The following is an 18,846-nucleotide window of genomic DNA, read 5'->3' as shown; positions in this document are numbered from 1 at the left end:
CTTGCCGCAAAAGTATCTTTCTCAGGCGTATGATTTCTGTGCCGTGATCGGCGCACGCAGATGGCGCGGCGCGGCCCGATATCCGAAACGCATCCTTCCTGTGGAGATACAGAATGAAAATGCCCGTTTTAGGAAGCACCCAGCCCGCCATCACCGGGCGTCCGCTCGACATGCTGGACACCGACAAGGCCGCCGTGCGCGCCATCGCCCAGGCGGCCGTCAGCGTCGAACTGTTCACCATTCCCCTGTACATGGCCACCATGTATTCGATCCAGGGCACGCACCAGATCAACTCGAAAGGCATCACGTATTACGAAGGCCGCCAGTGGCCGGGCATGGGCACCACGGCCCGGCCCGAGCTGGCGGAGCAAAAGGCCTTCAATATCATCTTCAGCGTCTTCATCCAGGAAATGCTGCACCTGCAGATGGCGGCCAACCTGGCCACGGCCATCGGCACGGCGCCATGCTTCACGGGTTCGGAGCTGCAATCGCAGGACCACGGCTGGACCTGCTATGGCAAGAGCTGCACGGTAATCCCGCACATCGTCGACTTGCAGGACACGTCCGGCTACCGCCACGTGCGCGTCAACCTGGAAGAGCTGAACGCCAACCAGTGCGACCTGTTCCTCGCCATCGAGCAGCCGGAGGAGCAGGCCCGCGCCCAGCTGGCCGAGTTCGACAAGCACAACCACACCAAATATTTCCCCGAGGTGCCGTTCGTGGGCTGGACGCCGGGCAAGCACGTGCATGATCTGCCCCTGTTCGGCACCATCGGCTACATGTACGAATGCTATGCGCGCTACATCGGCATCGAATATGCGGATGGCCAGACCCTGTGGCAAAAGCTGTTCGTCAACGGTTCGGTGCAGCAAGACATGTTCAACAGCCAGGTGCAGGGCCATGCGCGGGCGGAATTTCCCAAGTTCGACACCTGTTTCGGCCCGCAAGACCAGGATGGCGGCCAGACGGGCTCGTTCAACAAGGCCATCGACATGATGGCGGCCATCACGGACCAGGGCGAAGGCAGCGCAACGGCCATCCAGCGCTACCGCCGCGACGCGGCGCAGCGCCTGATGGCCGTGCAACCCGACTACCGCGAAGACCTGGCCGCCCTGAAGTGCGATTATCCGTCCTACGCGAACAATGGCAAGGATGCGGAATCGCGCGACGCGCAGGCGCGCCACGACAGCGCACCGTTCGACCACTACGAGCGTTTCGGCCAGGTGAAGGCCATGCTGCCCGTAAAAACCTGGGCCGGCTGGCACCAGGACGGGGGGCGCTGGAGCGAGGCCATGCTGACCAACGAGCGCTACAACCCGGCCACCGCGCCCAGGAATATACCGGCGCCGGCGGCCGTGGCGGGCGCCCTGAACCGCCTGAAGGATAGCAGCGGCACCTTGGGGATGCTGAGCACTGTCGCCACGGGCGCCATCTATGGCATCACTTCCGTGCTGGACAAGTACTGGCTGAACCAGGACCTGGACTTCCCGTATCCGTCGATGGTGGGCGCGGGCGACCGCATGGCCATCTGCTGGGCCGTGCTGGGCCAGGCGCCGAACCTGGCAACGGGCGTGCCGCTGGCCGAGAAAAGCGTGCTGTACCACGCCTGCCAGGGCATGCACCTGGAGGGCGAAGCGTCGTCCACCTGCGCCGCACTGGCCGTCTACCATACCTGCCGCGGTTCCAACGGCTGCCACGCCCAGGGCGGCTGCGGCTTTGCCCAGGCCGACACGGGCGGCTCGTCCTGCGGCCACTCGGTCAAGCTGGCCGCGTCGCCGGGCACGCCGTGCTATGTGCCGCCGCCTCCGCCGCAGCCCGACAAGGTCTACAGCGCGCCCAGCGACAACAAATGCGGGGGCTTCGGCGGCTGCGCCGTGCCGATTTCGGCCTCGCAACTGTATCCGAACACCTCGGGCAAGGAACCGCCCGAGCCCGCCACCATGACCCTGTACGATTTCGGTCCCGCACCCGACCACCGCAGCATTCCGCTGGGCCAGACCATGAGTTTCGCGCTGGGCGACAATGTCTACGACAAGGCCTGGGAAGCCTACGGCAAGGTGATGGCGGCGCGCGGCACGCCGGTGGGGGCGCCGCCGCCGCCCACCGACCTGCGCCTGGCCTTGCCGCCGTCGACCTGATGCGGGCCACGCACGGGGTGCCGCCACGCCTGGGCTTGCCGAACCTGGGCCTGGGCGTGGGGCTGCGCCCGCCGCATTATGAACACATCCTGCGCCACGGGCCGCAGGTGGACTGGTTCGAGATCATCAGCGAGAACTTCATCGACAACCACGGCTATGCGCGCCACGTGCTCGAGCAGGTGGCGGCGCAGGTGCCCATCGTCATGCATGGCGTGTCGCTGTCGATCGGCAGCAGCGATCCGCTCAATCTCGGCTACCTGCGCAAGCTGCGCCGGCTGGCCGGCGAGCTCCGGCCCGCGTGGATTTCCGACCACCTGTGCTGGACGGGCGCCGCCTCGCTCAACAGCCACGACTTGCTGCCGCTGCCGCTGGACGAGGCCAGCCTGCGCCACGTGGCGGGACGCGTGCGGCAAGTGCAGGAATTCCTGGGCCGTCCCCTGGTCCTGGAAAACCCCAGCACCTACGTGGAGTTTGCCCAGTCCAGCATGCCGGAATGGGAATTCCTGGGCCGCCTGGCCGAGGACACGGGTTGCGGACTCTTGCTTGACGTCAACAATGTCCACGTCAGCGCGCATAACCACGGCTATGACGCGGCCGCCTACATCCGCCAGTTGCCGCACGCGCACATCGTGCAGATCCACCTGGCCGGGCCTACCGTCTGCGGCGCCGTGCTGATCGACACCCACGACGCGCCCGTGCCGGCCGCCGTCTGGCGCCTGCATGCGCTGGCGCAGCGGCTGACGGGCGGCGTGTCGGCCCTGCTGGAATGGGATGCCGGCATTCCCCCGTATCCTCAGCTGCTGGCCGAACTCGACAAGGCGCGCGCGGCCGAACGGGGAGAATTCGCGGATGCGGCGCCCGCCACGGCTGCCGCCGCCGTGTCCGCGCCGCTGGGCTTTCACCTGGAGGCGGCCCATGCCCCGTAGCACCGCCGCAGGCGAATCTGGCGACGCCCGCGCACCGCTGGCGCAATTGCAGGCGTGGTTCCTGACGGCGATGACGGCGCCGGGCGGCGCGGCGCGCGGCGTCCAGCTGGCCAGCGAGCGCCATGGCTTGACGCAGGAGCAAGTATTGAAACGGGCCAGAGGCGGGCCGGCGCCGCTGCATATCCATGCGGATGGCTATGTGCTGCGCCTGCTCGAATGTCTGCAAGCCGACTATCCCGTCTTGCGCAAGGTCATGGGCGACGAGCTGTTCGCCTTCTTTGCGCGCGCCTATGTCTGGCGCCACCCGTCCGCTTCCGCGACCTTGTATGACCTGGGCGGCGGCTTTGCGGATTTTCTCGCCGCCAGCCAGCGTGCCGCCGGCACGCAAGGGGCAGCCTTGCGCTTTCCCGTGGAACTGGCGCAGCTGGAGCGGGCGCGCAGCGAGGCGGGCAGGGCGCCGGGCCTGGAAAAGCTGGCGCCGCCCATGCTGCCTTCCGGATTGGACTTGCTATTAGGAAATACACCTGCCTGGCGCCTGGCGCCGTGCACGCGGCTGCTGGCCCTGTCGTTCCCCCTGTGCGACTACTGGCAGCGGGCGCAGGCCGCGCCCGGCGACGCCGTGCCGGCCCAGCCGGAGGCAAGTCCCGCCTTTGTCGCCATTACGCGCATGCATTACCGGCTCGTCATGCAAGAGTTGCAGCCCTGGCAATTTTACTGGCTGCAGGCGCTGGCCGGCGGCGCGCCGCTGGCGCAGTGCGCGCGGCAGGCGGCGCAGTCCAGCGGCAGGGCGGCGGACGAGGTGCTGGCCGACGCCATGCTGTGGCTGCCCATGGCGGCCGCGGCCGGGCTGGTCGCCTGCGATGCCTGAGAGGAAAGCAGCGGACGCAAAAAAGGCCGATGAAAATCGGCCTCGATGACAGCTGAATGCGTTGCTTAGCGGTAAAACGCTTCGACTTTGCCCTTCAGCTTGATCTGCAGCGGACGGCCGCGGCGATCCAGCGACTTGGTAGAAGCGACCTTGATCCAGCGTTCGCTGATGCAATATTCTTCTACGTCAAGACGTTCCTTGTCGTTGAAGCGGATGCCGACGTCGTTCTCGAACACGGCTGCAACGTGGTAAGGGCTGCTGGGGTCGATCGACAGGCGATCGGGCAATGGGGGTAAGGTGGTGGTATCGTTCATGGGCGTAATTATCGCCCAGAATGCCGATCCAGACAACGGGGTGCGCGTGCTTATCTGGCCGGCCGCGGCGCGGCGTTCCCGCATTTCCCTTCCCAGCGATGCCTACGCCCTACAGATGCCGTGTTTCCTTTGGCGGCACATTCCACTCGTCATGCAAGCCATCGACAAAGGTGACGGGCACCCGGGCCAGTTCGGCCGCCGAGGCATCGTCGAGGCAGTTGACGCCGATGCCGACAAACGCACCGCTGCGGGCGGAATCGCCACGGCCGAACAGGCGCACGCCGCAGTGGCGGCAAAAGTAATGGCGTTCGCGGCCGGCGCCGAAGCGGTATTCGCTCAAGTCCGCCTCGCCGGCCAGCAGGCGGAAGGCCGTGGGCGGCACTAGGCTGGCCCAGCAGCGGATTTTCAGGCAATAGGAACAGTTGCAGCGCAGGCTGGGCGCCGCCAGGTCGATCTCGGCCGCGAAGCGCACGGCGCCGCAGTGGCAACTGCCATGACAGGTTTTTTTCATCGTGACTTACTTTACAGTGTTGCCGTGCTGTCATGCAACTGCTGGAATTGCGACAGCTGCTGCTGCATCAGCCGCGCATACTGGCCGCCCGCGCGCAGCAGCTCGGCATGCGTGCCTTGCTGGCATATCCGGCCCTTGTCCATGACGATGATGCGGTCTGCTTTGACGATGGTGGAAAAGCGGTGGGCGATGATGATGGTGGTGCGCCCTTGCATCAGGGTATCGAGGGCGAGCTGCACCTGCTGTTCGCTGGCGGCGTCGAGCGCGCTGGTGGCTTCGTCGAGGATGAGGATTTTCGGCGCGCGCAGGATGGCGCGGGCGATCGCGATGCGCTGCTTCTGTCCGCCGGACAATTGCACGCCCCGTTCGCCCACCAGGGTTTCGTAGCCGTCCGGAAAGGCCGTGATGAAATCGTGGGCGTGCGCCAGGCGCGCCGCCGCCAGCATCTCGTCGCGCGTCACCTGGCGGTCCGGCACGGCAAAGCCGATATTGTCGGCGATGCTGCCGGAAAACAGGGCCGGTTCCTGCTCCACCACGGCCATCTGGCGGCGCAGCTGCGTCACGCCCAGCACATGCGCATCGATGCCGTCGAATTGCAGGCTGCCCCCGTCAAGCCGGTAATGGCCGAGCACCAGGCTGGCGATGGTGGACTTGCCCGCGCCCGAGGCCCCCACCAGGGCGATCTTTTCGCCCGCTTGGATGGAGAGGGTGACGCCGTCGAGCGCCGTGACCTGCGCGCGCTCGGGATACGAAAAACGCACGTCGCGCAGCGCGATATGGCCCGCCAGCGGCGGCTGCGGGGGCGCTTCGGGCACGGCGCGGTGGCTGCGCAGGATGTCGAAGATGCGGTCGGTCGAGCCCATGGTGCGCATCCACGTGTTCCAGAATTCGCTGATGGAGCCGGCCGTGTCCGTCACCATGCTGGCATAGATGACGAAGGCCGTCAGTTCGCCCACGCTCAAGCGGCCCTGGCCGATCAGGTGGGCGCCGAAGCACAGGGTAGTCAGCAGGGCCACGAAGGCCAGCAAGCCCTGCGCGCCCTGGAACACGGCCAGCAGCCGCGTGCCGGCCAGGGACACCTCCAGCAATTGCCGCATGGCTTGCGCGTAGCGGGCCATGGCGCCGCCTTGCTGGTTGAAGGCCTGCACCAGGCGCGCATGGGCAAAGTATTCCTGCGCCACCTTGCCGCTGGCGGCCAGGCTGGCGGAAATGGCCCGCGCGCGCAGCCGGTAGTTGCTGCCAGACAACTTGCCCAGATACAGGCTGACGGGAATGAACAGGGCCAGCGGCAGGCTCAGCATGGGTGACAGATGCAGCAGCATGGCGATGCCGCCCACGAAGACGCACAGCGAGCGCAGGGCGTTGGCCGCGCCGATGGTCAGGCTTTCATGCAGGGCCGACACGTCGGACGTGAGCCGGCTGTTCAATTCGCCGCCATGGTGCTTGTCGAAGAAGGCGATGGGCTGGTTGATCACCACGTCGAACAGGCGCCGGCGCACGCCCATGACGATCATGTGGCCGCCCGACTGCAGCAGATAGAAGCGCGCGGTCGTGATCAGCGCATACAGCAGGCTGAAGGCCAGCATTGCGGCCACCATGCCCGGCGTGACGCCGCGCCGGGTCAGTTCCGCCACGTTGTCGATGAAATACGCGATGGCTTGCGGAAAGGCCAGCTGCGCGCCCACGGTGAGGGCCATGCACAGCAAGCCGGCGGCGATGCGCCAGCGCACGGGATACAGCAGGCGCAGCCGTTCGAGATGGGGGCTGACATTCAGATGGCTCATGCGGCGCGCTCCTGCGACGGTTCGGCGTGCAATTGCCCGACGAGGGCCAGCCAGTCTTCGTCGCCGATCAGGCCGGCCGCTTCCACTTGTCCCTGGTAATTAACAAAGACATAAGATGGCGAGCTCATCAGGGGATTCACGCGCCGGTAGTCGCGCAGGGCAAGCCGCGCCGTGGCCGAGCGCAGGCTGTCGCCGGGCAAGAAGGCGCGCAGCCGGCGGGCCGGCTCTTCGCTGAGCAGCCACAGGGCCAGGCCCGCTTCCTGCGCCAGCGGCAGCAGCCGCTCGATGCCGGCCAGCTTTTCCCCGCATTTCGGGCAGCGGCTGGCCAGGAACAGCAGCACGGCCGCCTGGCCGGCCGCGCCCGGCTGGAAGCGCGGGCCGCCAGCCAGCGGACGGGCTTGCACGGCGGGCAGGGGCTGACCCGGCTCCAGCGCCAAGGGCGCGAGGCGTTCGCGGCGGCCGGCGCGCAGCACGGCCAGGCTCAGCCAGATATTGCCCGCAACGGCAAACGCCAGGGCCGCCAGCACCCATTGCAAGGTGGTGGCATCCATCAGTCGGCCTTTGCCAGGGTGGCGATGTCGTGCAGGGAAATCGTGGCTACGCAGACGATGGCCGCCAGTCCGGCTGCCAATGCCGTGGTGGCGACGGGCAAGGCAGTTTCTTGCGCCAGCGCAAAGTAGGCGCCGTTGATGCCCACCGCCAGCACGTTGCGCAGCAAGTCGTACCGCGACACGGGCCGCGCCGCTTCGCCGAAGCAGCTGCAGCGCACCACGCTGTGCGTGAAGTAGCGCCAGGCCAGGACGGCCGTGAGGGTAGTCAACAGCAAGAGCGACAGCAGCATCGGTATGTGGGTACCGCCCGCCAGCAGCCATCCGGCGAGCGACAATTCCGCCATCACGAGGGCCGGCGCGGCCAGGCTGGCGGCGGCGGGCGGCACGCCGAACGAGGTGGCCAGATTGCCGCGAAAGTCGCCGTAGCTGCGCAGCTTGCCCACGCTGGCCGCCAGCAGCAGCAAGGCGATGCAGTAGCGCGTCGTATCGGCCAGTAACGTGGCCAGCACGGACGTCAGCATTGTGTGCTCCACACGGGCGCAAAGCCGCCCGGACGCTGGCGCCGCAGCTGCACGCCGTCGCGCGTGGCCAGCAGGGCATCGGTCCACGGCTCGTCCGGCGCGCTGCGCAGGGCGCCGCCTATGCTGGCCTGTAATTGCGTCGAAATGGCCCAGCCCAGCCGTTCGGCATGCGCATCACGCGCCATGCGCAAGCCCAGCTGCGCCAGCTCTTCGCGCGTCAATGCATAGTTGTGCGAGTGATAACCCGTCACCAGTTGCGCGACGATGGCGCGCCGCGCCTCGGGTGTGGCCTCGGGCAATTGCCAGGCGATCAATTCCTCGCCGATCTGCGTCAGTTCCAAGGTGGTGCGGTAAAAGGCCGTCAGGGAAGGGGGGAAGATGCTGCCGCACAGCAGGGACAGCGATTGCTGGCGCGCTTCGGCCGCATCCACGCCGAACCATTGCTGCGCCATGTCGCCGAAGACCTTGATGTCCAGGCTGGAAAAGGCGCCGCCATCCGCGCCTTCGAGCTGCGGGTCGATGGGCGAGAACAGGGCCAAGTCGCCCGCGATGATGTCATCCGCGCCCAGGGCCAGCAGGGTGGCGGCCGATTCGCAGTGGAAGGGCACGATAAAGCTCAGGTGGCGCGCATGCTGGCGCAGCAAAAGGGCGATGCGGCGCGCCGCGTTGACGATGCCGCCGCGTCCGTGCAGCACCACGTCGAGGCGCGCCACGGGGCCGAGGCCCTGGCACAGCTCGTACAAGGCGGGCAGCAGTTCCATGTCCAGGTGCGAGGCGGCCAGGACGATGGCCCGGCTGTCGCGCCATTGTTCCAGCTCGCGCAGCTGGACGGGGATCCGGTTCAGGTCGGGCTGCGGCATACGGCTCCTTCGATCAGGGTATCGGCCACGCTTTCCAGCAGGGGCAGGGCGGGCACCAGTTGTTGTACGTACAAGAATTGACCCACAGGATTGTTTTCCAGGAAAACATACTCGCCCTCGGGCGTGACGATCAGGTCCAGGGCGCCATATTCGAGGCCGTAGCTGTGCACGAAAGCGAGACAGCGCTGCTGTATTTCCGCCGGCAAGGTGCACGCCTCATAGCGGATGGGGGCCGACATGTCGCGCGAATCGATGGCCGTGCGGGCATCGTCCTGGGAATACAGGCGCGCGGCAAACAATTGCTTGCCGATCACGGTGATCCGCAGTTCGTATTGCTTGGCGATATATTCCTGGAACTGGCAGCTCAGTTCGCCGACGGCGTCCAGGCTGTCGAGCATGGCGTCGTCGACGATGGTGGTGCCGATGCCGGCGCTGACCCTGTCAACCTCTTCGACCGTCTCGGCGGCCAGGCTGGGCGTGGACATGGACTTGAAAATGATGGGTCCCTTGACGGCTGCGCGGAAGGCGCGCACGTCGTCGGGCACGTTGGTGATGACGGTGGCGGGCACGCGAAAGCCCATGCGCGCGGCGCGCGCAAGCTGTTCGCCTTTCCATTGGGCGCCGCGCAAGGCCAGCGGATGGCTGAGCCAGTAGCAATCGAGACCGTACAGCACGCTGAAGACGGCTTGCTCCGTTTCCAGCTGCGCATAGGCGCGCTCCTGCGGCGTCAGGTCGGCGCTGGCATAGGCATAGTCGGCCGCCTTGCGCAGCCAGACGGCGCCCACGTCCTGCAAGTCGAGCCAGTCGCCGTCGGGCAGGCGGCGCAGGCGCGCGCTGGCGCGGCCGTCCTGCACGCGCTGGCACAGCTGGTAATCGCGGGGAAAGGCGTCGAGGTCGATACGGAAAGGGGTATGGCCGCGGGCGGCGAGGAGCGATCCGACCAGGTCGGCGTGCAGATCGCCGCTATGGCTGATGATCAAGACCTTTTTGTGCATGGAGGGGGCCTGCGTAAGGGATGGTGAAAAAGCCTTGCCGTGGCAAGGCTTTCAGCTGGAACGTATCAGCAGAACTCGCCGCCATCGCTGGAACCGATGCGCGAATAGCGGTATTGCTCTTCGCTGTCGACCGCCGTGCAGCCGGCCACGGCGACGCCGTCGCGCACCTTCCAGGGCGCGGGAAGGGCCGGTTTTTCCTGCTCCTTCTTTTCCGCCAGTTTGAATGCGAACAGTTTGGTTTCTCTATGCATGGGAATATCCTCTATGAATGGTTATGTTCCGATGTTTACCGATAAATACATATTTTAAAAAATGGAATCGCCAATTGAAAGGCGATCATATGGCTTTATGCATTGCGCGCAGAAAAGCCGCGCCGGAATTGGCGCCGGCGCCAGTTTGAATATGGAAGATTGAATAAAACCCCCACGCCTGGCGGGGGTTATGGCGTGCCGGGGATCAGCAATACTGGCCGCGGTCGTTCGGCTGGAAGCGCGAAGAATCGCGGTATTGCTCAGCTTGCACCGCGGTGCAGCCGGCCACGGCGACGCCGTCGCGCACTTTCCAGGCGGTGGCGGGCGCCGCCGGTTTTTGTTCCTGTTTCTCTGCCAGTTTGAATGCGAACAATTTGGTTTGATTTTGCATTGTACTATCCTCTTGTGATGGTTAAGTACTGCTTGCGTTGTATGCCATGGTATATGGCCATTCGATCTTAGCGCTGGAATAAATAAGCGTCAACTTGAATTGAATCGCATTCGCGATTATCTTTTTGAAATACTCACCAAATATCACACAGGCACTTTATATTATTGCAGTGCGATAAATAATATCGGCCCATTTTAAATGGGCGGCAATATGCCTGATTATCGATGGAAAACGGATCGACCAAGCGCGCGGGCACGCACTATAATGGCGCCTGTTGAATGGATAAGGCAGGAATCGCTCTATGGACATGGCCATCACAGACAGCTTGCGGCAGCTGGCATATGCGCAGGCCGCCGCGTTCGTGCAGACGCTCGACCGGCGCGATCCTGTTGCGCTGCAACGCGACTGGGGCCTGTCGCCCGGCGTGGCCGACGAGATCATCGAGATGCTCGACAGTTATTTTGCGGCAAACCAGGCGCTGTCCCTGGCGCCGCTGGCGCAAGCCTTCGTGCCGGGCAAGGGTGGTCGCGTGGCCGTCGATGTGTATGCCACCGATGCCGGGCCGCTGGGCCTGGAATGCCTGTTGCTGGCCGATGGCCAGCCGGGCGAGGCGACCTTGCACCTGGAAATGTCCGGCCACGACGGCGCGCTGCGCCTCCATTACCACTACATCGGATCCTGAGAACACCATGACCGCACCGATCAGCGACACACAGCAGCGCATCTGCGACAAATTCGGCATGCCCGCGCAAGCGCCCGAGCCCATGGTGGCCCTCGCCATCGGCAGCCTGAACCAGTCGCCCATCTACGGCACGCGCATCGTGCTGCCGGAAAACGGCACCATCAGCTGGTTCATCCACTGCGGCGAGCACGACGATGCCAGCGGCTTTTACCAGCCCCTGCATGCGGACCACCTGCACGAGATGCTGCCGCAGGTGGTCGATTACCTGGCCTTGCCCAGCGGCGCCAAGTTCATCCTCGACCGGGAAGGGTATGAGGATGTGTGGCTGGAAGAGTAACTTTCCGACCGGCAAGATTGTCGTTGACGTTGATAAATAGGTATGGGATGCTGCTGTTCCGTTTTCAACTGTCGAAAGCCTTATCTTGAAGCCACGCCTCCCGTCTTTCCTGCTCGTCATGGCGCTCGCTGCCGTGGCTGCTCCCGTCACCGCGGCTGCCGCTGCCACCAGCCAGCCGCAAGCCTTGCGCGCGGAACAGGATATCGCCGCCTTTGTGCGCAGCGAAATGCAGGAGCGTCAGATTCCTGGCTTGCAACTGGCAGTGATTCAGCATGGCAAGGTCGTGCTGTCGCGCAATTTCGGCCTGGCCAGCCTGCAATACCAGGTGCCGGTGACGGATGCCAGCCTGTTTTCCATCAATTCCGCAACGAAAGCGTTTGCGGGCGTGGCCGTGATGCAACTGGTGCAAGAGGGCAAGATCGACCTGGCGGCATCCATCGGCCAGTACCTGACAGGCTTGCCTGCCGCCTGGCAAGCCGTGACGGTGACCCAATTGCTCAACCATACCTCGGGCTTGCCCGATGTGCTGGACCAGCGCAGCGGCAAGCTGGTGGGGCCGCAGCCGGACGACGCCGCTGCGGCGTGGACTGCCGTGCAGGCGCTGCCCGTGGAAGCCCAGCCAGGCGAGCGCTATCGCTATAACCAGACCAATTACGTGTTGCTGGCGCAATTGATCGAGCTGCAAGGCGGCCAGCCGTTTACCGCTTTCATCCAGCGCCGGCAATTCGACGTGGCCGGCATGCCGCACAGCGGCTTTGGCGACGCGAAGGATGTGGTCGCCAACAAGGCCAGTTCCTACGTGCTGGACCGGGGAGGCAAGGGCTACCGCAACGTGATCGAGGATTTCCCCGTGTTCATGCGGGCCGGGGCCGGCATCAACAGCAATGCGGGCGAACTGGCCAACTGGCTCATCGCGCTGCAGTCGGGCCGCTTGCTGGCACCCGCCAGCGTGGAACGGCTGTGGCAACCGACCAGCCTGAAGGATGGCAAGCCGGGGGCGTGGGCGCTGGGCTGGCCCGCCATCGGCCGCGATGCGCACCGCGCCGTGGCCGGCATCGGCGGCGCCCGCTCGGCTTTCTATGTGTATCCGGACGATGGCCTGGCCGTCGTTATCCTGAGCAACCTGGCCGGCGGCCAGCCGGAACAGCTGATCGATACCGTCGCCGGCTTCTACCTTCCCGCCCTGCGCCAGCAGCGGGGCGGCGCGTATGCCGCGCACCTGCTGCGCCAGCAGGCGGCCAGCAGCGGTTTCGACGGGCTGGAGCAGAAGCTGGTGGCCATCCGGCGCCAGCACGGCTTGTCCGCGCCCACGGAAGGCGACTTGAATGCCTGGGGCTACCGCCTGCTGGCGCAGCAGCGGACGAAACAGGCTCTCGCCGTGCTGCAGCTGGCCGTGCAGCTGGCGCCGGGCAGCGCGAATGCCCACGACAGCCTGGCCGAGGCGCATGAGGCGGACGGCGGCACGGCACTGGCCGTCGCGCACTACCGCCGTACGCTGGAGCTGGACCCGGGCAATACGCACGCGGCGGCGCGCCTGCGCAGCCTGGCCGCCCGTTAAGCTCGTCAAGTGCCCAGCTTCAGCACGGCATCGATCAGCGCGCGCGGATCGTAGAGGTTGTCCGGCATCACGATGTCCGGCTGCAGCAGCACGGGCGTGGCCGCGCCCGACGGGCGCTGGAACAGCAAGCGGGGCACGCCCAGCTCCAGGCCGCTGTTGGGCAGCACGAAATTCTGCGTGCCGCCGCTCTGGCGCGTGCGCGCCTGGCCCGCCGCGCCCACCACCTTGCCAAAGCCGAAATCCTGCATGACATTGCTCAACAGGATGGAGGAGGAATACGTGCGCCCGCCCACCAGCAGATAGGTGTTGCCCGAAAAATGCAGGGGATCGTCCAGCCGCGGCTGCTGCCAGGAGGTGATCTCGCCATCGATGACGTCGCCCAGCTTTTCGCGCGCGCTGTCGCGTCCCCGTATTACCTTCTTGCGGTAGGTCGAGGCCCAGCGGTAGGGCTTGTCCGCGATATAGCGCAGCACGCCATCGATCCACATGTCATCATTGCCGCCGCCATTCGCCCGCACGTCGATGAGCAGGGTGCGCACGTCCGCCGCGCGCATCTGGCGGAAGGCATCGGCCGTGAACGCCGTGAATTGCGCTTTGTCAGGCCAGGCAAAGGTGTTCAGGGTCAGCAGGGCGGCCTTGCCGGGCAGCAGTTCGAAGCGGAATTGCTGCGCGAAACTGCCATCGCTATCCAGATAGGCGGGCAGGGCGGCGGTGCCGGGCACCGTCAATTCCCGGCCGTCGTCCAGCTGCAAGGCATGGCTGGCCGGCGCGCCCAGCACCTTCCAGTACAGGAAGGGCCAGCGCAGCGACAGCAGGCTGGCACGAAATGCGGCCGTGTCGCCGTGGCAGCGGGCCAGCAAGTCGGCGACGATGCGGCTGGCCGGCACGCCATTGATGCGCGTGATGCGTGCGCCTTGCAGCGGCGTCGGCGCGCCGCCCAGCAGGGCCCGGATGTACAGGCCGCCAGCGCCATCGAGCGTGACTTCATAGGGGAAGAAGCGCCCTCCCTCGTCGAGGAAGGCCTGGCTTTGCGCCCGCGGCGCGGCCGGCGTGATGGCCAGGTGGCCATCGGCATACAGGGGATTGAGCGTGGACAGCAAGCGCCAGGCCTGGTCGGGCGACATCGGCGCCCGCATCCGTTCCTCGATGGCGGCGTAGGCGTGGCCCACAGCGGCGGGATCGGCGGAAAAGCCCGGCTCCGGGTGCGTCGCGGCGATCGCGTCCTGGACGAAGCGCAGGTCGGCGCGCAGCTGTTCCGGCGTCAGCGGGGGAACGGTGGCGCCCCGGGCCAACGCCAGCGGCGCACAGCACGACAGGATCAGGCAGGCTGACAGGTACTTCAGGCGGTTCATGGCATCCTTCCCCGGTGTCGATGAAGGATGCACTTTAATCAAGTCTGGCGCAGAACGCCAGTCATTCCGTGACGTGCTGCAGAAATTGCCGGGCAGGGAGCGGCATCAGGCGGCCAGGTGCGCACGATCCGCCTGGCCATGTTCGGCCCCGTGCATTGCCAGGTAGGCGACCAGGTTGTCATCGGCGATGTCCAGGGCGCGCAAGACTTCCCGCGTGAAGGTGACGGGCGCCGTGCCGGGCGCCGTGATGATGCGCTGGTCGGCCACGGCCCACGGCACGTCCTGGTACAGGGCGGCGCCCGCATAGCCGGTACTGGCCAGGTTGTCGGCGGAATTGGAGGTGTGGCGCACGGTGTCGAGCACGCCGGCTTGCGCCAGCACGCGCGTGCCGTCGCAAATGCCTGCCAGCACGACATTCTTGTCGCGGGCGGCGCGCAGCAACGGGCCCAGGTCGGGCGCCTTGCCGCTTTGCCAGTGGCTGCCGCCACACACCATCAGCAAATCGAGTTCCTCGAGATGGATTTCTTCCAGCGCCAGTTGCGGCGTGACCAGCATGCCGCCGGACGAAGTGACGGGCAAGCCGCCCGGCGTGGCGAACTGCGTGTAGAAGCCGTAGTACAGGCGCGCCGTGGAATTGATCAGGGCGGTTTCCCAATCGGCAAAGTTCTCGGTCAGAATGGTAATGGCACGTGTCATGAAAAGTCCTGTCGCAGGTGGAGATATCAATATGAATACAGGCTGGCTGGCCTGCTGGTGCCGAAAGCATAATAAAAAGCACTGACAATTTCTGTCAGGAGCCCACGCAAAATGATGGCGCGAGTTGCAACAGCCTGCGCTACAATCGCAGGCCCGTTACCGCGGGCATGACTCTGTTCCATGTACGCCTGTTGATTACCTCCTACTTGCCGCCGCCATGCTGATTCTGTTTTGCCGTGTCCTGTTCAGCATTGCTGGCCTGCTGCTGTTCTTCCTCTTCGATCAGTTAAGCGCGAACGAATGCCTGAAATTGAGCGTCTTGCTGGCGGCCTTCCTGCTGGGCGTAGGCGGCGTGCTGTATGCGTGGCGCGGCAATGCCAGCGCCAGCGCGATTACCGTGCTGGTGCGCGTCGTCGTGCCCGTGTTTTACCTCGATGTCGCCATCAAGGGCTTCTTGCGTGGCTATTTTGGCATGCGGCCGAATCCCAATGCGGTTTTACAGGCGATGTTTGCGACAGATCAAGCCGAGACAGGAGAGTTTTTCCTGCACAACAGCGTCGCCCTGGCGCAAGCGGCCGGCTGGTTCGTGCTCGTGACGGCGGCGGTGCTGCTGGCTGACCGCCAGTTGCAGCGCTGGCAGGCCGGGCGCGACAGTACGCCGCCGGGCTTGCCGCAAAAGGGCTTTGCCGTCTTCATGGCCGCATTGCTCGTGTCCTTGCACGTCAATACCACCATGCGGCGCGAAAATCCTGCCCTGTTCTGGCCGCTGCGCTACCAGCAATACAGCGCGCAACTGGAGGTGATGAAGTCCATGCAGCACGCGCTGACGGCGGCCATGGCCGCGCCGCGCGACTGGAACGTGCGCTATGCGGGCGAGGATGCCCGCACCGTCATCCTGGTGATCGGCGAGAGCACCAACCGCGCTTCGATGTCGCTGTATGGCTATCCGCGCGCCACCACGCCCCAGCTCGACGCTCTGCGGTCGAAGCTGCTGGTATTTAACGATGTGATTTCGCCGGCCGCCAGCACGGTGGAATCGATGATGACGATGCTCACGCCGGCCGATATCGGCAACCCCGATGCGTGGATGGCCAAGCCGAACTTGCTGATGCTGGCCGAGGCGGCCGGCTACAAGACGTTCTGGGTGTCGAACCAGACGCGCAACGATGGCTGGATCGGGCTGCTGGCGGGCGAGGCCGATGAAAGCGACTTCATCAACTACGGCACCGGTCGTGGCGAAAACAATTTTGATGGCAACCTGTTCCAGCCATTCGCCCATGCGCTGCGCGACGAGGCGCCGAAAAAGCTCATCGTCGTGCATTTGCTGGGCGCGCATCCCAGTTATGACATGCGCTACCCCAGCCGCTTTGCGCACTTCGACCGGGCGCACGACGCCGTCAGCGCGCAGATGGAACACCAGGGCAGGTCAAGCTGGATACGCAGCCAGCGCGACGAGTACGACAACGCCATCCGCTATGGCGATTATGTGCTCGGTACGCTGATCGGCATGACGGAAAAGGCCAAGACGGACCGCGCCGCGTCGCTGCTGTTCGTTTCCGACCACGGGCAGGAAGTGGGCTACAGCCGCAATCACGCGGGCCATTCGGCCTCGGACAAGAGCGGCTATGAAATTCCCATGTTGATCTGGAATAACCGGCAGGCGCCGCAATCGGCGGCCGCGCGCGCCGCGCTGGAAAACCGGCCCTACCAGACGGACAAGCTCGATGCGACCGTGCTGGGCTTGCTGAAGATCGAGACGCGCTATTACGCGGCGCAGGACGATATCCTCAGCAGCGCCTTCTTGCCCGTACAGCGCTTCATGAATGGCTTGCGCTACCAGCGCGCCGCTGGCCCGCTGACGCGGCAATGAAAAAGGCCCGGCGCCGCCGCAGTGTGCGGCGGGACCGGGCCCTCGGGTCTTGCGGATACCTTGCGGATTACTTCTCGGCGAACGCGCGCTCGACAACGAAGTCGCCAGGCGTCGAGGTATTGCCTTCCTTGAAGCCACGCGCTTCCAGCATTTCTTTCAGGTCGCGCAGCATGTCCGAGCTGCCGCAGATCATGACGCGGTCTTCGGCAGGATTGAGTGCCGGCACGCCCAGATCTTCGGCCAGCTTGCCGTTTTCGATCAGTTCGGTAATGCGGCCCATGTTGCGGAAGTCTTCGCGCGTCACGGTCGGGTAGTAGCGCAGCTTGTCGCTGACCATTTCACCCAGGAACTCATGCTTCGGCAGGTGCTCTTCCAGCAAGTCGTGGTAAGCCAGTTCATCGACCTGGCGCACGCCGTGCACGAGGATCAATTCGTCGAAGCGCTCATAGATGTCCGGATCGCGCACGATGCTGAGGAAAGGCGCCAGGCCGGTGCCCGTCGACAACATGTACAGGCGCTTGCCTGGCAGCAGGTAGTCGGACACCAGGGTGCCCGTCGGCTTGCGGCCGACGATCACGGTGTCGCCCACTTGCAAGTGTTGCAGGCGCGACGTCAATGGACCGCCCGGTACCTTGATGCTGAAAAATTCCAGGTGGTCTTCGTAATTGGCGCTGGCGATACTGTAGGCGCGCAGCAATGGCTTGCCGTCGACGCGCAGGCCGATCATGGTGAAGTGGCCATTCGAGAAACGCAGCGACGGGTCGCGCGTGGTGGTAAAGGAGAACAGGGTATCCGTCCAGTGGTGCACGCTTAAAACGCGCTCTTCATTCATCGAACTCATAGTATTTGTTGGCTGGTCAAAAAAATGGTTAGTTGCTGGCAACTGCTGGCAAAAGTGAAACCCTGTGTAGGCCCAGACGCTATTGTACCGGCCTCCACACGAAATTGTTACCGTCTATCGCCGCCAATGCTGCCGCACACGGTGCCAACATTATAGTGCGGCTGGCAAGATCGGGCTGGAATTCGCCCGTAAACGGGCTGCGGGCATGCGGACTCTTGACCTGGCTCAGTTTTTCAGGGCGCCGCGCCAGGGCTGCCGCCAGCGCACGCCGGCGCGGCCGTGGCGGCGCCCCGGAAGCGCCGGCGCAGGGCGGCATTGGCCGGGTCGGACACGTAGCGGGCCACGAGGGCGGCCGCCAGCGCCGTCGCTGCCAGGAACAGCGCCAGCCAAGGCAGCCGTTCCGCGTAGCCCAGACCCGCCTTGTCGACCACATTGCGCATGCCGGCCAGCACGATGATATGGAACAAATACAGCTCATAGCTGTGCCGTCCCAGCCATTGCAGCGGGCCGGGGCGGGCCCGGCCGGCCGCCTGGCCCGCCGTGGCGCCCGCGATGAAGGCGGCGCCGGCCACGGCGACCCACGTAAAACCGAACACCTCATGGCCGCCGATGCCGCGCACATACAGGGCCGCCAGGGCCAGGCCCGCCGTCCAGCGCAAGAATCGCCCCGCCCGCGCGCCCGGTTGCCAGTGTTGCGTCAGCAGGGCCGTCAGGCAACCGATGGCGATGGCGTCGAAACAGGCAAGGTAGCCGTACATGAAGTAAATCTCGTTGCCCACATGCAGGCTGCGGTACACGGGGCCGGCGGCGATGGCGGCGCCGCACAGCAGCATGATCCAGTGCCGCTGGCGCAGCAAGCGGCACGACAGGGGCAGCAGCAGATAGAACGTTTCTTCAACGGATAGCGACCAGTATACGTTCAGGCAGTAATTGAAATAGCCGGCGCTTTGCATCAGCACGTTGTGCCAGAAGGTCAGGACGGAAGCGATGGCGATGACGAAGTAACTGGCGGGCAAGTCCTTGCCGCCATCGGAATTGGCAAAGAAGGGCACGTCGAGCACGCCCAGCAGTACGATAGTGGACAGGGCCAGCAGCAGCGCGGGCAGCAGGCGCGCGATGCGGTAGGCATAAAACGCCGCCAGGTCGATGCGCGCCAGGTCGCCCCAGCGACGCAGCGAGGTCGAGGTGATCAGGTAGCCGGAAATGACGAAAAACACGGTCACGCCGTAATTGCCCTGGTAGGCGGCGCGCAGTAGCCAGGATGGCAGGACTTCGAGCGGGCTGTTCTTCAAACCGTAGGCGAGCGCAAAGTGCAGCACCAGCACGCACAGGATGGCGGCGCCGCGCAGCGCGTCGATATGGCTGTTCCGGATATTCAATATGAGTCCTTCGCAAGATGG

Annotated in this window: 20 protein-coding genes; 7 read left to right on the top strand and 13 right to left on the bottom strand. The window is 65.1% G+C overall.

Translation table 11 applies throughout. The features are described from left to right. Positions 1–113: 113 nt before the first annotated feature. Genes VPH40_RS03135 through VPH40_RS03125 form a run of 3 tightly spaced genes read left to right on the top strand, consistent with a single transcriptional unit; the run spans position 114 to position 3,932 of the window. The gene (locus VPH40_RS03135; protein WP_251348672.1) at positions 114–2,138 is read left to right on the top strand and encodes a ferritin-like protein; all 2,025 of its coding nucleotides are present in this window, start codon (positions 114–116) and stop codon (positions 2,136–2,138) included. Next, on the top strand, positions 2,138–3,064 hold the full coding sequence (gene bufB / locus VPH40_RS03130; RefSeq protein WP_328572641.1) for an MNIO family bufferin maturase: 927 nt from the start codon (positions 2,138–2,140) through the stop codon (positions 3,062–3,064). Before VPH40_RS03135 ends, bufB begins: the two co-directional genes overlap by 1 nt. Then, on the top strand, positions 3,054–3,932 hold the full coding sequence (locus VPH40_RS03125) for a DNA-binding domain-containing protein (RefSeq protein ID WP_328572640.1): 879 nt from the start codon (positions 3,054–3,056) through the stop codon (positions 3,930–3,932). Before bufB ends, VPH40_RS03125 begins: the two co-directional genes overlap by 11 nt. A gap of 65 nt (positions 3,933–3,997) precedes the next feature. Here VPH40_RS03125 and VPH40_RS03120 read toward each other — a convergent pair whose 3' ends face one another. The 9 genes from VPH40_RS03120 to VPH40_RS03080 form a co-directional block, all read right to left on the bottom strand. Then, positions 3,998–4,246, bottom strand: a complete 249-nt coding sequence (locus tag VPH40_RS03120; RefSeq protein ID WP_010398340.1) for a DUF3297 family protein — start codon at positions 4,244–4,246, stop codon at positions 3,998–4,000. Between the two features lie 109 nt (positions 4,247–4,355). After that, the gene (locus VPH40_RS03115) at positions 4,356–4,757 is read right to left on the bottom strand and encodes a GFA family protein (RefSeq protein WP_328572639.1); all 402 of its coding nucleotides are present in this window, start codon (positions 4,755–4,757) and stop codon (positions 4,356–4,358) included. Positions 4,758–4,768: 11 nt separating this feature from the next. Continuing rightward, on the bottom strand, positions 4,769–6,541 hold the full coding sequence (locus VPH40_RS03110; protein ID WP_328572638.1) for an ABC transporter ATP-binding protein: 1,773 nt from the start codon (positions 6,539–6,541) through the stop codon (positions 4,769–4,771). Next, positions 6,538–7,092, bottom strand: coding sequence for a hypothetical protein (locus VPH40_RS03105; protein WP_305055516.1), 555 nt, complete (start codon positions 7,090–7,092; stop codon positions 6,538–6,540). Before VPH40_RS03105 ends, VPH40_RS03110 begins: the two co-directional genes overlap by 4 nt. Further along, positions 7,092–7,613, bottom strand: coding sequence for a MauE/DoxX family redox-associated membrane protein (locus VPH40_RS03100; protein ID WP_328572637.1), 522 nt, complete (start codon positions 7,611–7,613; stop codon positions 7,092–7,094). Before VPH40_RS03100 ends, VPH40_RS03105 begins: the two co-directional genes overlap by 1 nt. Further along, positions 7,607–8,473 (bottom strand): SDH family Clp fold serine proteinase, encoded by an 867-nt coding sequence (locus VPH40_RS03095; RefSeq protein ID WP_328572636.1) that lies wholly within the window; start codon positions 8,471–8,473, stop codon positions 7,607–7,609. Before VPH40_RS03095 ends, VPH40_RS03100 begins: the two co-directional genes overlap by 7 nt. Next, positions 8,455–9,468: an ATP-grasp domain-containing protein gene (locus VPH40_RS03090; protein WP_328572635.1), complete on the bottom strand. Its 1,014-nt coding sequence runs from the start codon at positions 9,466–9,468 to the stop codon at positions 8,455–8,457. The genes VPH40_RS03095 and VPH40_RS03090 overlap by 19 nt, the downstream gene beginning before the upstream one ends. 65 nt (positions 9,469–9,533) lie before the next feature. Further along, entirely contained in the window at positions 9,534–9,719 is a 186-nt protein-coding gene (locus tag VPH40_RS03085) for a hypothetical protein (RefSeq protein ID WP_328572634.1), read from the bottom strand. Positions 9,720–9,924: 205 nt separating this feature from the next. Next, on the bottom strand, positions 9,925–10,110 hold the full coding sequence (locus VPH40_RS03080) for a hypothetical protein (RefSeq protein ID WP_099667950.1): 186 nt from the start codon (positions 10,108–10,110) through the stop codon (positions 9,925–9,927). A gap of 307 nt (positions 10,111–10,417) precedes the next feature. On the opposite strand from VPH40_RS03080, the gene VPH40_RS03075 reads away from it, so the two are divergent. From VPH40_RS03075 to VPH40_RS03065, 3 genes are all read left to right on the top strand, one after another. Beyond that, a complete protein-coding gene (locus tag VPH40_RS03075) occupies positions 10,418–10,792 on the top strand; it encodes a hypothetical protein (RefSeq protein WP_289909988.1) in 375 nt (124 codons plus the stop codon). Between the two features lie 7 nt (positions 10,793–10,799). Beyond that, positions 10,800–11,129: an immunity protein Imm33 domain-containing protein gene (locus VPH40_RS03070; protein ID WP_328572633.1), complete on the top strand. Its 330-nt coding sequence runs from the start codon at positions 10,800–10,802 to the stop codon at positions 11,127–11,129. A gap of 85 nt (positions 11,130–11,214) precedes the next feature. Then, positions 11,215–12,687, top strand: coding sequence for a serine hydrolase (locus tag VPH40_RS03065; RefSeq protein WP_328572632.1), 1,473 nt, complete (start codon positions 11,215–11,217; stop codon positions 12,685–12,687). 5 nt (positions 12,688–12,692) lie between these two features. Here the strand turns inward: VPH40_RS03065 and VPH40_RS03060 are convergent, their stop codons facing one another. Together VPH40_RS03060 and VPH40_RS03055 are read right to left on the bottom strand one after the other, a co-directional pair. After that, on the bottom strand, positions 12,693–14,039 hold the full coding sequence (locus tag VPH40_RS03060) for a S41 family peptidase (RefSeq protein WP_328572631.1): 1,347 nt from the start codon (positions 14,037–14,039) through the stop codon (positions 12,693–12,695). A gap of 105 nt (positions 14,040–14,144) precedes the next feature. Then, positions 14,145–14,735: a type 1 glutamine amidotransferase family protein gene (locus VPH40_RS03055; protein ID WP_328572630.1), complete on the bottom strand. Its 591-nt coding sequence runs from the start codon at positions 14,733–14,735 to the stop codon at positions 14,145–14,147. 217 nt (positions 14,736–14,952) lie between these two features. On the opposite strand from VPH40_RS03055, the gene VPH40_RS03050 reads away from it, so the two are divergent. Further along, positions 14,953–16,605, top strand: a complete 1,653-nt coding sequence (locus tag VPH40_RS03050) for a phosphoethanolamine transferase (protein WP_328572629.1) — start codon at positions 14,953–14,955, stop codon at positions 16,603–16,605. Between the two features lie 67 nt (positions 16,606–16,672). Here VPH40_RS03050 and VPH40_RS03045 read toward each other — a convergent pair whose 3' ends face one another. Continuing rightward, positions 16,673–17,446, bottom strand: coding sequence for a ferredoxin--NADP reductase (locus VPH40_RS03045; RefSeq protein ID WP_035818959.1), 774 nt, complete (start codon positions 17,444–17,446; stop codon positions 16,673–16,675). Between the two features lie 233 nt (positions 17,447–17,679). After that, entirely contained in the window at positions 17,680–18,819 is a 1,140-nt protein-coding gene (locus VPH40_RS03040) for an acyltransferase family protein (protein WP_328573330.1), read from the bottom strand. Positions 18,820–18,846 lie beyond the last annotated feature (27 nt).

The sequence above is a fragment of the Janthinobacterium sp. P210005 genome (assembly GCF_036231865.1).
In the GTDB taxonomy this organism is placed as follows: Bacteria; Pseudomonadota; Gammaproteobacteria; order Burkholderiales; family Burkholderiaceae_D; genus Janthinobacterium; species Janthinobacterium kumbetense.
The sequence above is the reverse complement of the archived record's forward strand: the minus strand, read 5'-3'. Positions and strand labels throughout refer to the sequence as shown.

Excerpts from the sequence above, each read along its gene's own strand:
- VPH40_RS03050 (WP_328572629.1), top strand. The coding sequence starts at position 14,953 with ATGCTGATTCTGTTTTGCCGTGTCCTGTTCAGCATTGCTGGCCTGCTG.
- VPH40_RS03090 (WP_328572635.1), bottom strand. The coding sequence starts at position 9,468 with ATGCACAAAAAGGTCTTGATCATCAGCCATAGCGGCGATCTGCACGCC.
- VPH40_RS03070 (WP_328572633.1), top strand. The coding sequence starts at position 10,800 with ATGACCGCACCGATCAGCGACACACAGCAGCGCATCTGCGACAAATTC.
- VPH40_RS03085 (WP_328572634.1), bottom strand. The coding sequence starts at position 9,719 with ATGCATAGAGAAACCAAACTGTTCGCATTCAAACTGGCGGAAAAGAAG.
- VPH40_RS03075 (WP_289909988.1), top strand. The coding sequence starts at position 10,418 with ATGGCCATCACAGACAGCTTGCGGCAGCTGGCATATGCGCAGGCCGCC.
- VPH40_RS03045 (WP_035818959.1), bottom strand. The coding sequence starts at position 17,446 with ATGAGTTCGATGAATGAAGAGCGCGTTTTAAGCGTGCACCACTGGACG.
- VPH40_RS03095 (WP_328572636.1), bottom strand. The coding sequence starts at position 8,473 with ATGCCGCAGCCCGACCTGAACCGGATCCCCGTCCAGCTGCGCGAGCTG.
- VPH40_RS03080 (WP_099667950.1), bottom strand. The coding sequence starts at position 10,110 with ATGCAAAATCAAACCAAATTGTTCGCATTCAAACTGGCAGAGAAACAG.
- VPH40_RS03125 (WP_328572640.1), top strand. The coding sequence starts at position 3,054 with ATGCCCCGTAGCACCGCCGCAGGCGAATCTGGCGACGCCCGCGCACCG.
- VPH40_RS03055 (WP_328572630.1), bottom strand. The coding sequence starts at position 14,735 with ATGACACGTGCCATTACCATTCTGACCGAGAACTTTGCCGATTGGGAA.
- VPH40_RS03060 (WP_328572631.1), bottom strand. The coding sequence starts at position 14,039 with ATGAACCGCCTGAAGTACCTGTCAGCCTGCCTGATCCTGTCGTGCTGT.
- VPH40_RS03135 (WP_251348672.1), top strand. The coding sequence starts at position 114 with ATGAAAATGCCCGTTTTAGGAAGCACCCAGCCCGCCATCACCGGGCGT.
- VPH40_RS03105 (WP_305055516.1), bottom strand. The coding sequence starts at position 7,092 with ATGGATGCCACCACCTTGCAATGGGTGCTGGCGGCCCTGGCGTTTGCC.
- bufB (WP_328572641.1), top strand. The coding sequence starts at position 2,138 with ATGCGGGCCACGCACGGGGTGCCGCCACGCCTGGGCTTGCCGAACCTG.
- VPH40_RS03100 (WP_328572637.1), bottom strand. The coding sequence starts at position 7,613 with ATGCTGACGTCCGTGCTGGCCACGTTACTGGCCGATACGACGCGCTAC.
- VPH40_RS03110 (WP_328572638.1), bottom strand. The coding sequence starts at position 6,541 with ATGAGCCATCTGAATGTCAGCCCCCATCTCGAACGGCTGCGCCTGCTG.
- VPH40_RS03115 (WP_328572639.1), bottom strand. The coding sequence starts at position 4,757 with ATGAAAAAAACCTGTCATGGCAGTTGCCACTGCGGCGCCGTGCGCTTC.
- VPH40_RS03120 (WP_010398340.1), bottom strand. The coding sequence starts at position 4,246 with ATGAACGATACCACCACCTTACCCCCATTGCCCGATCGCCTGTCGATC.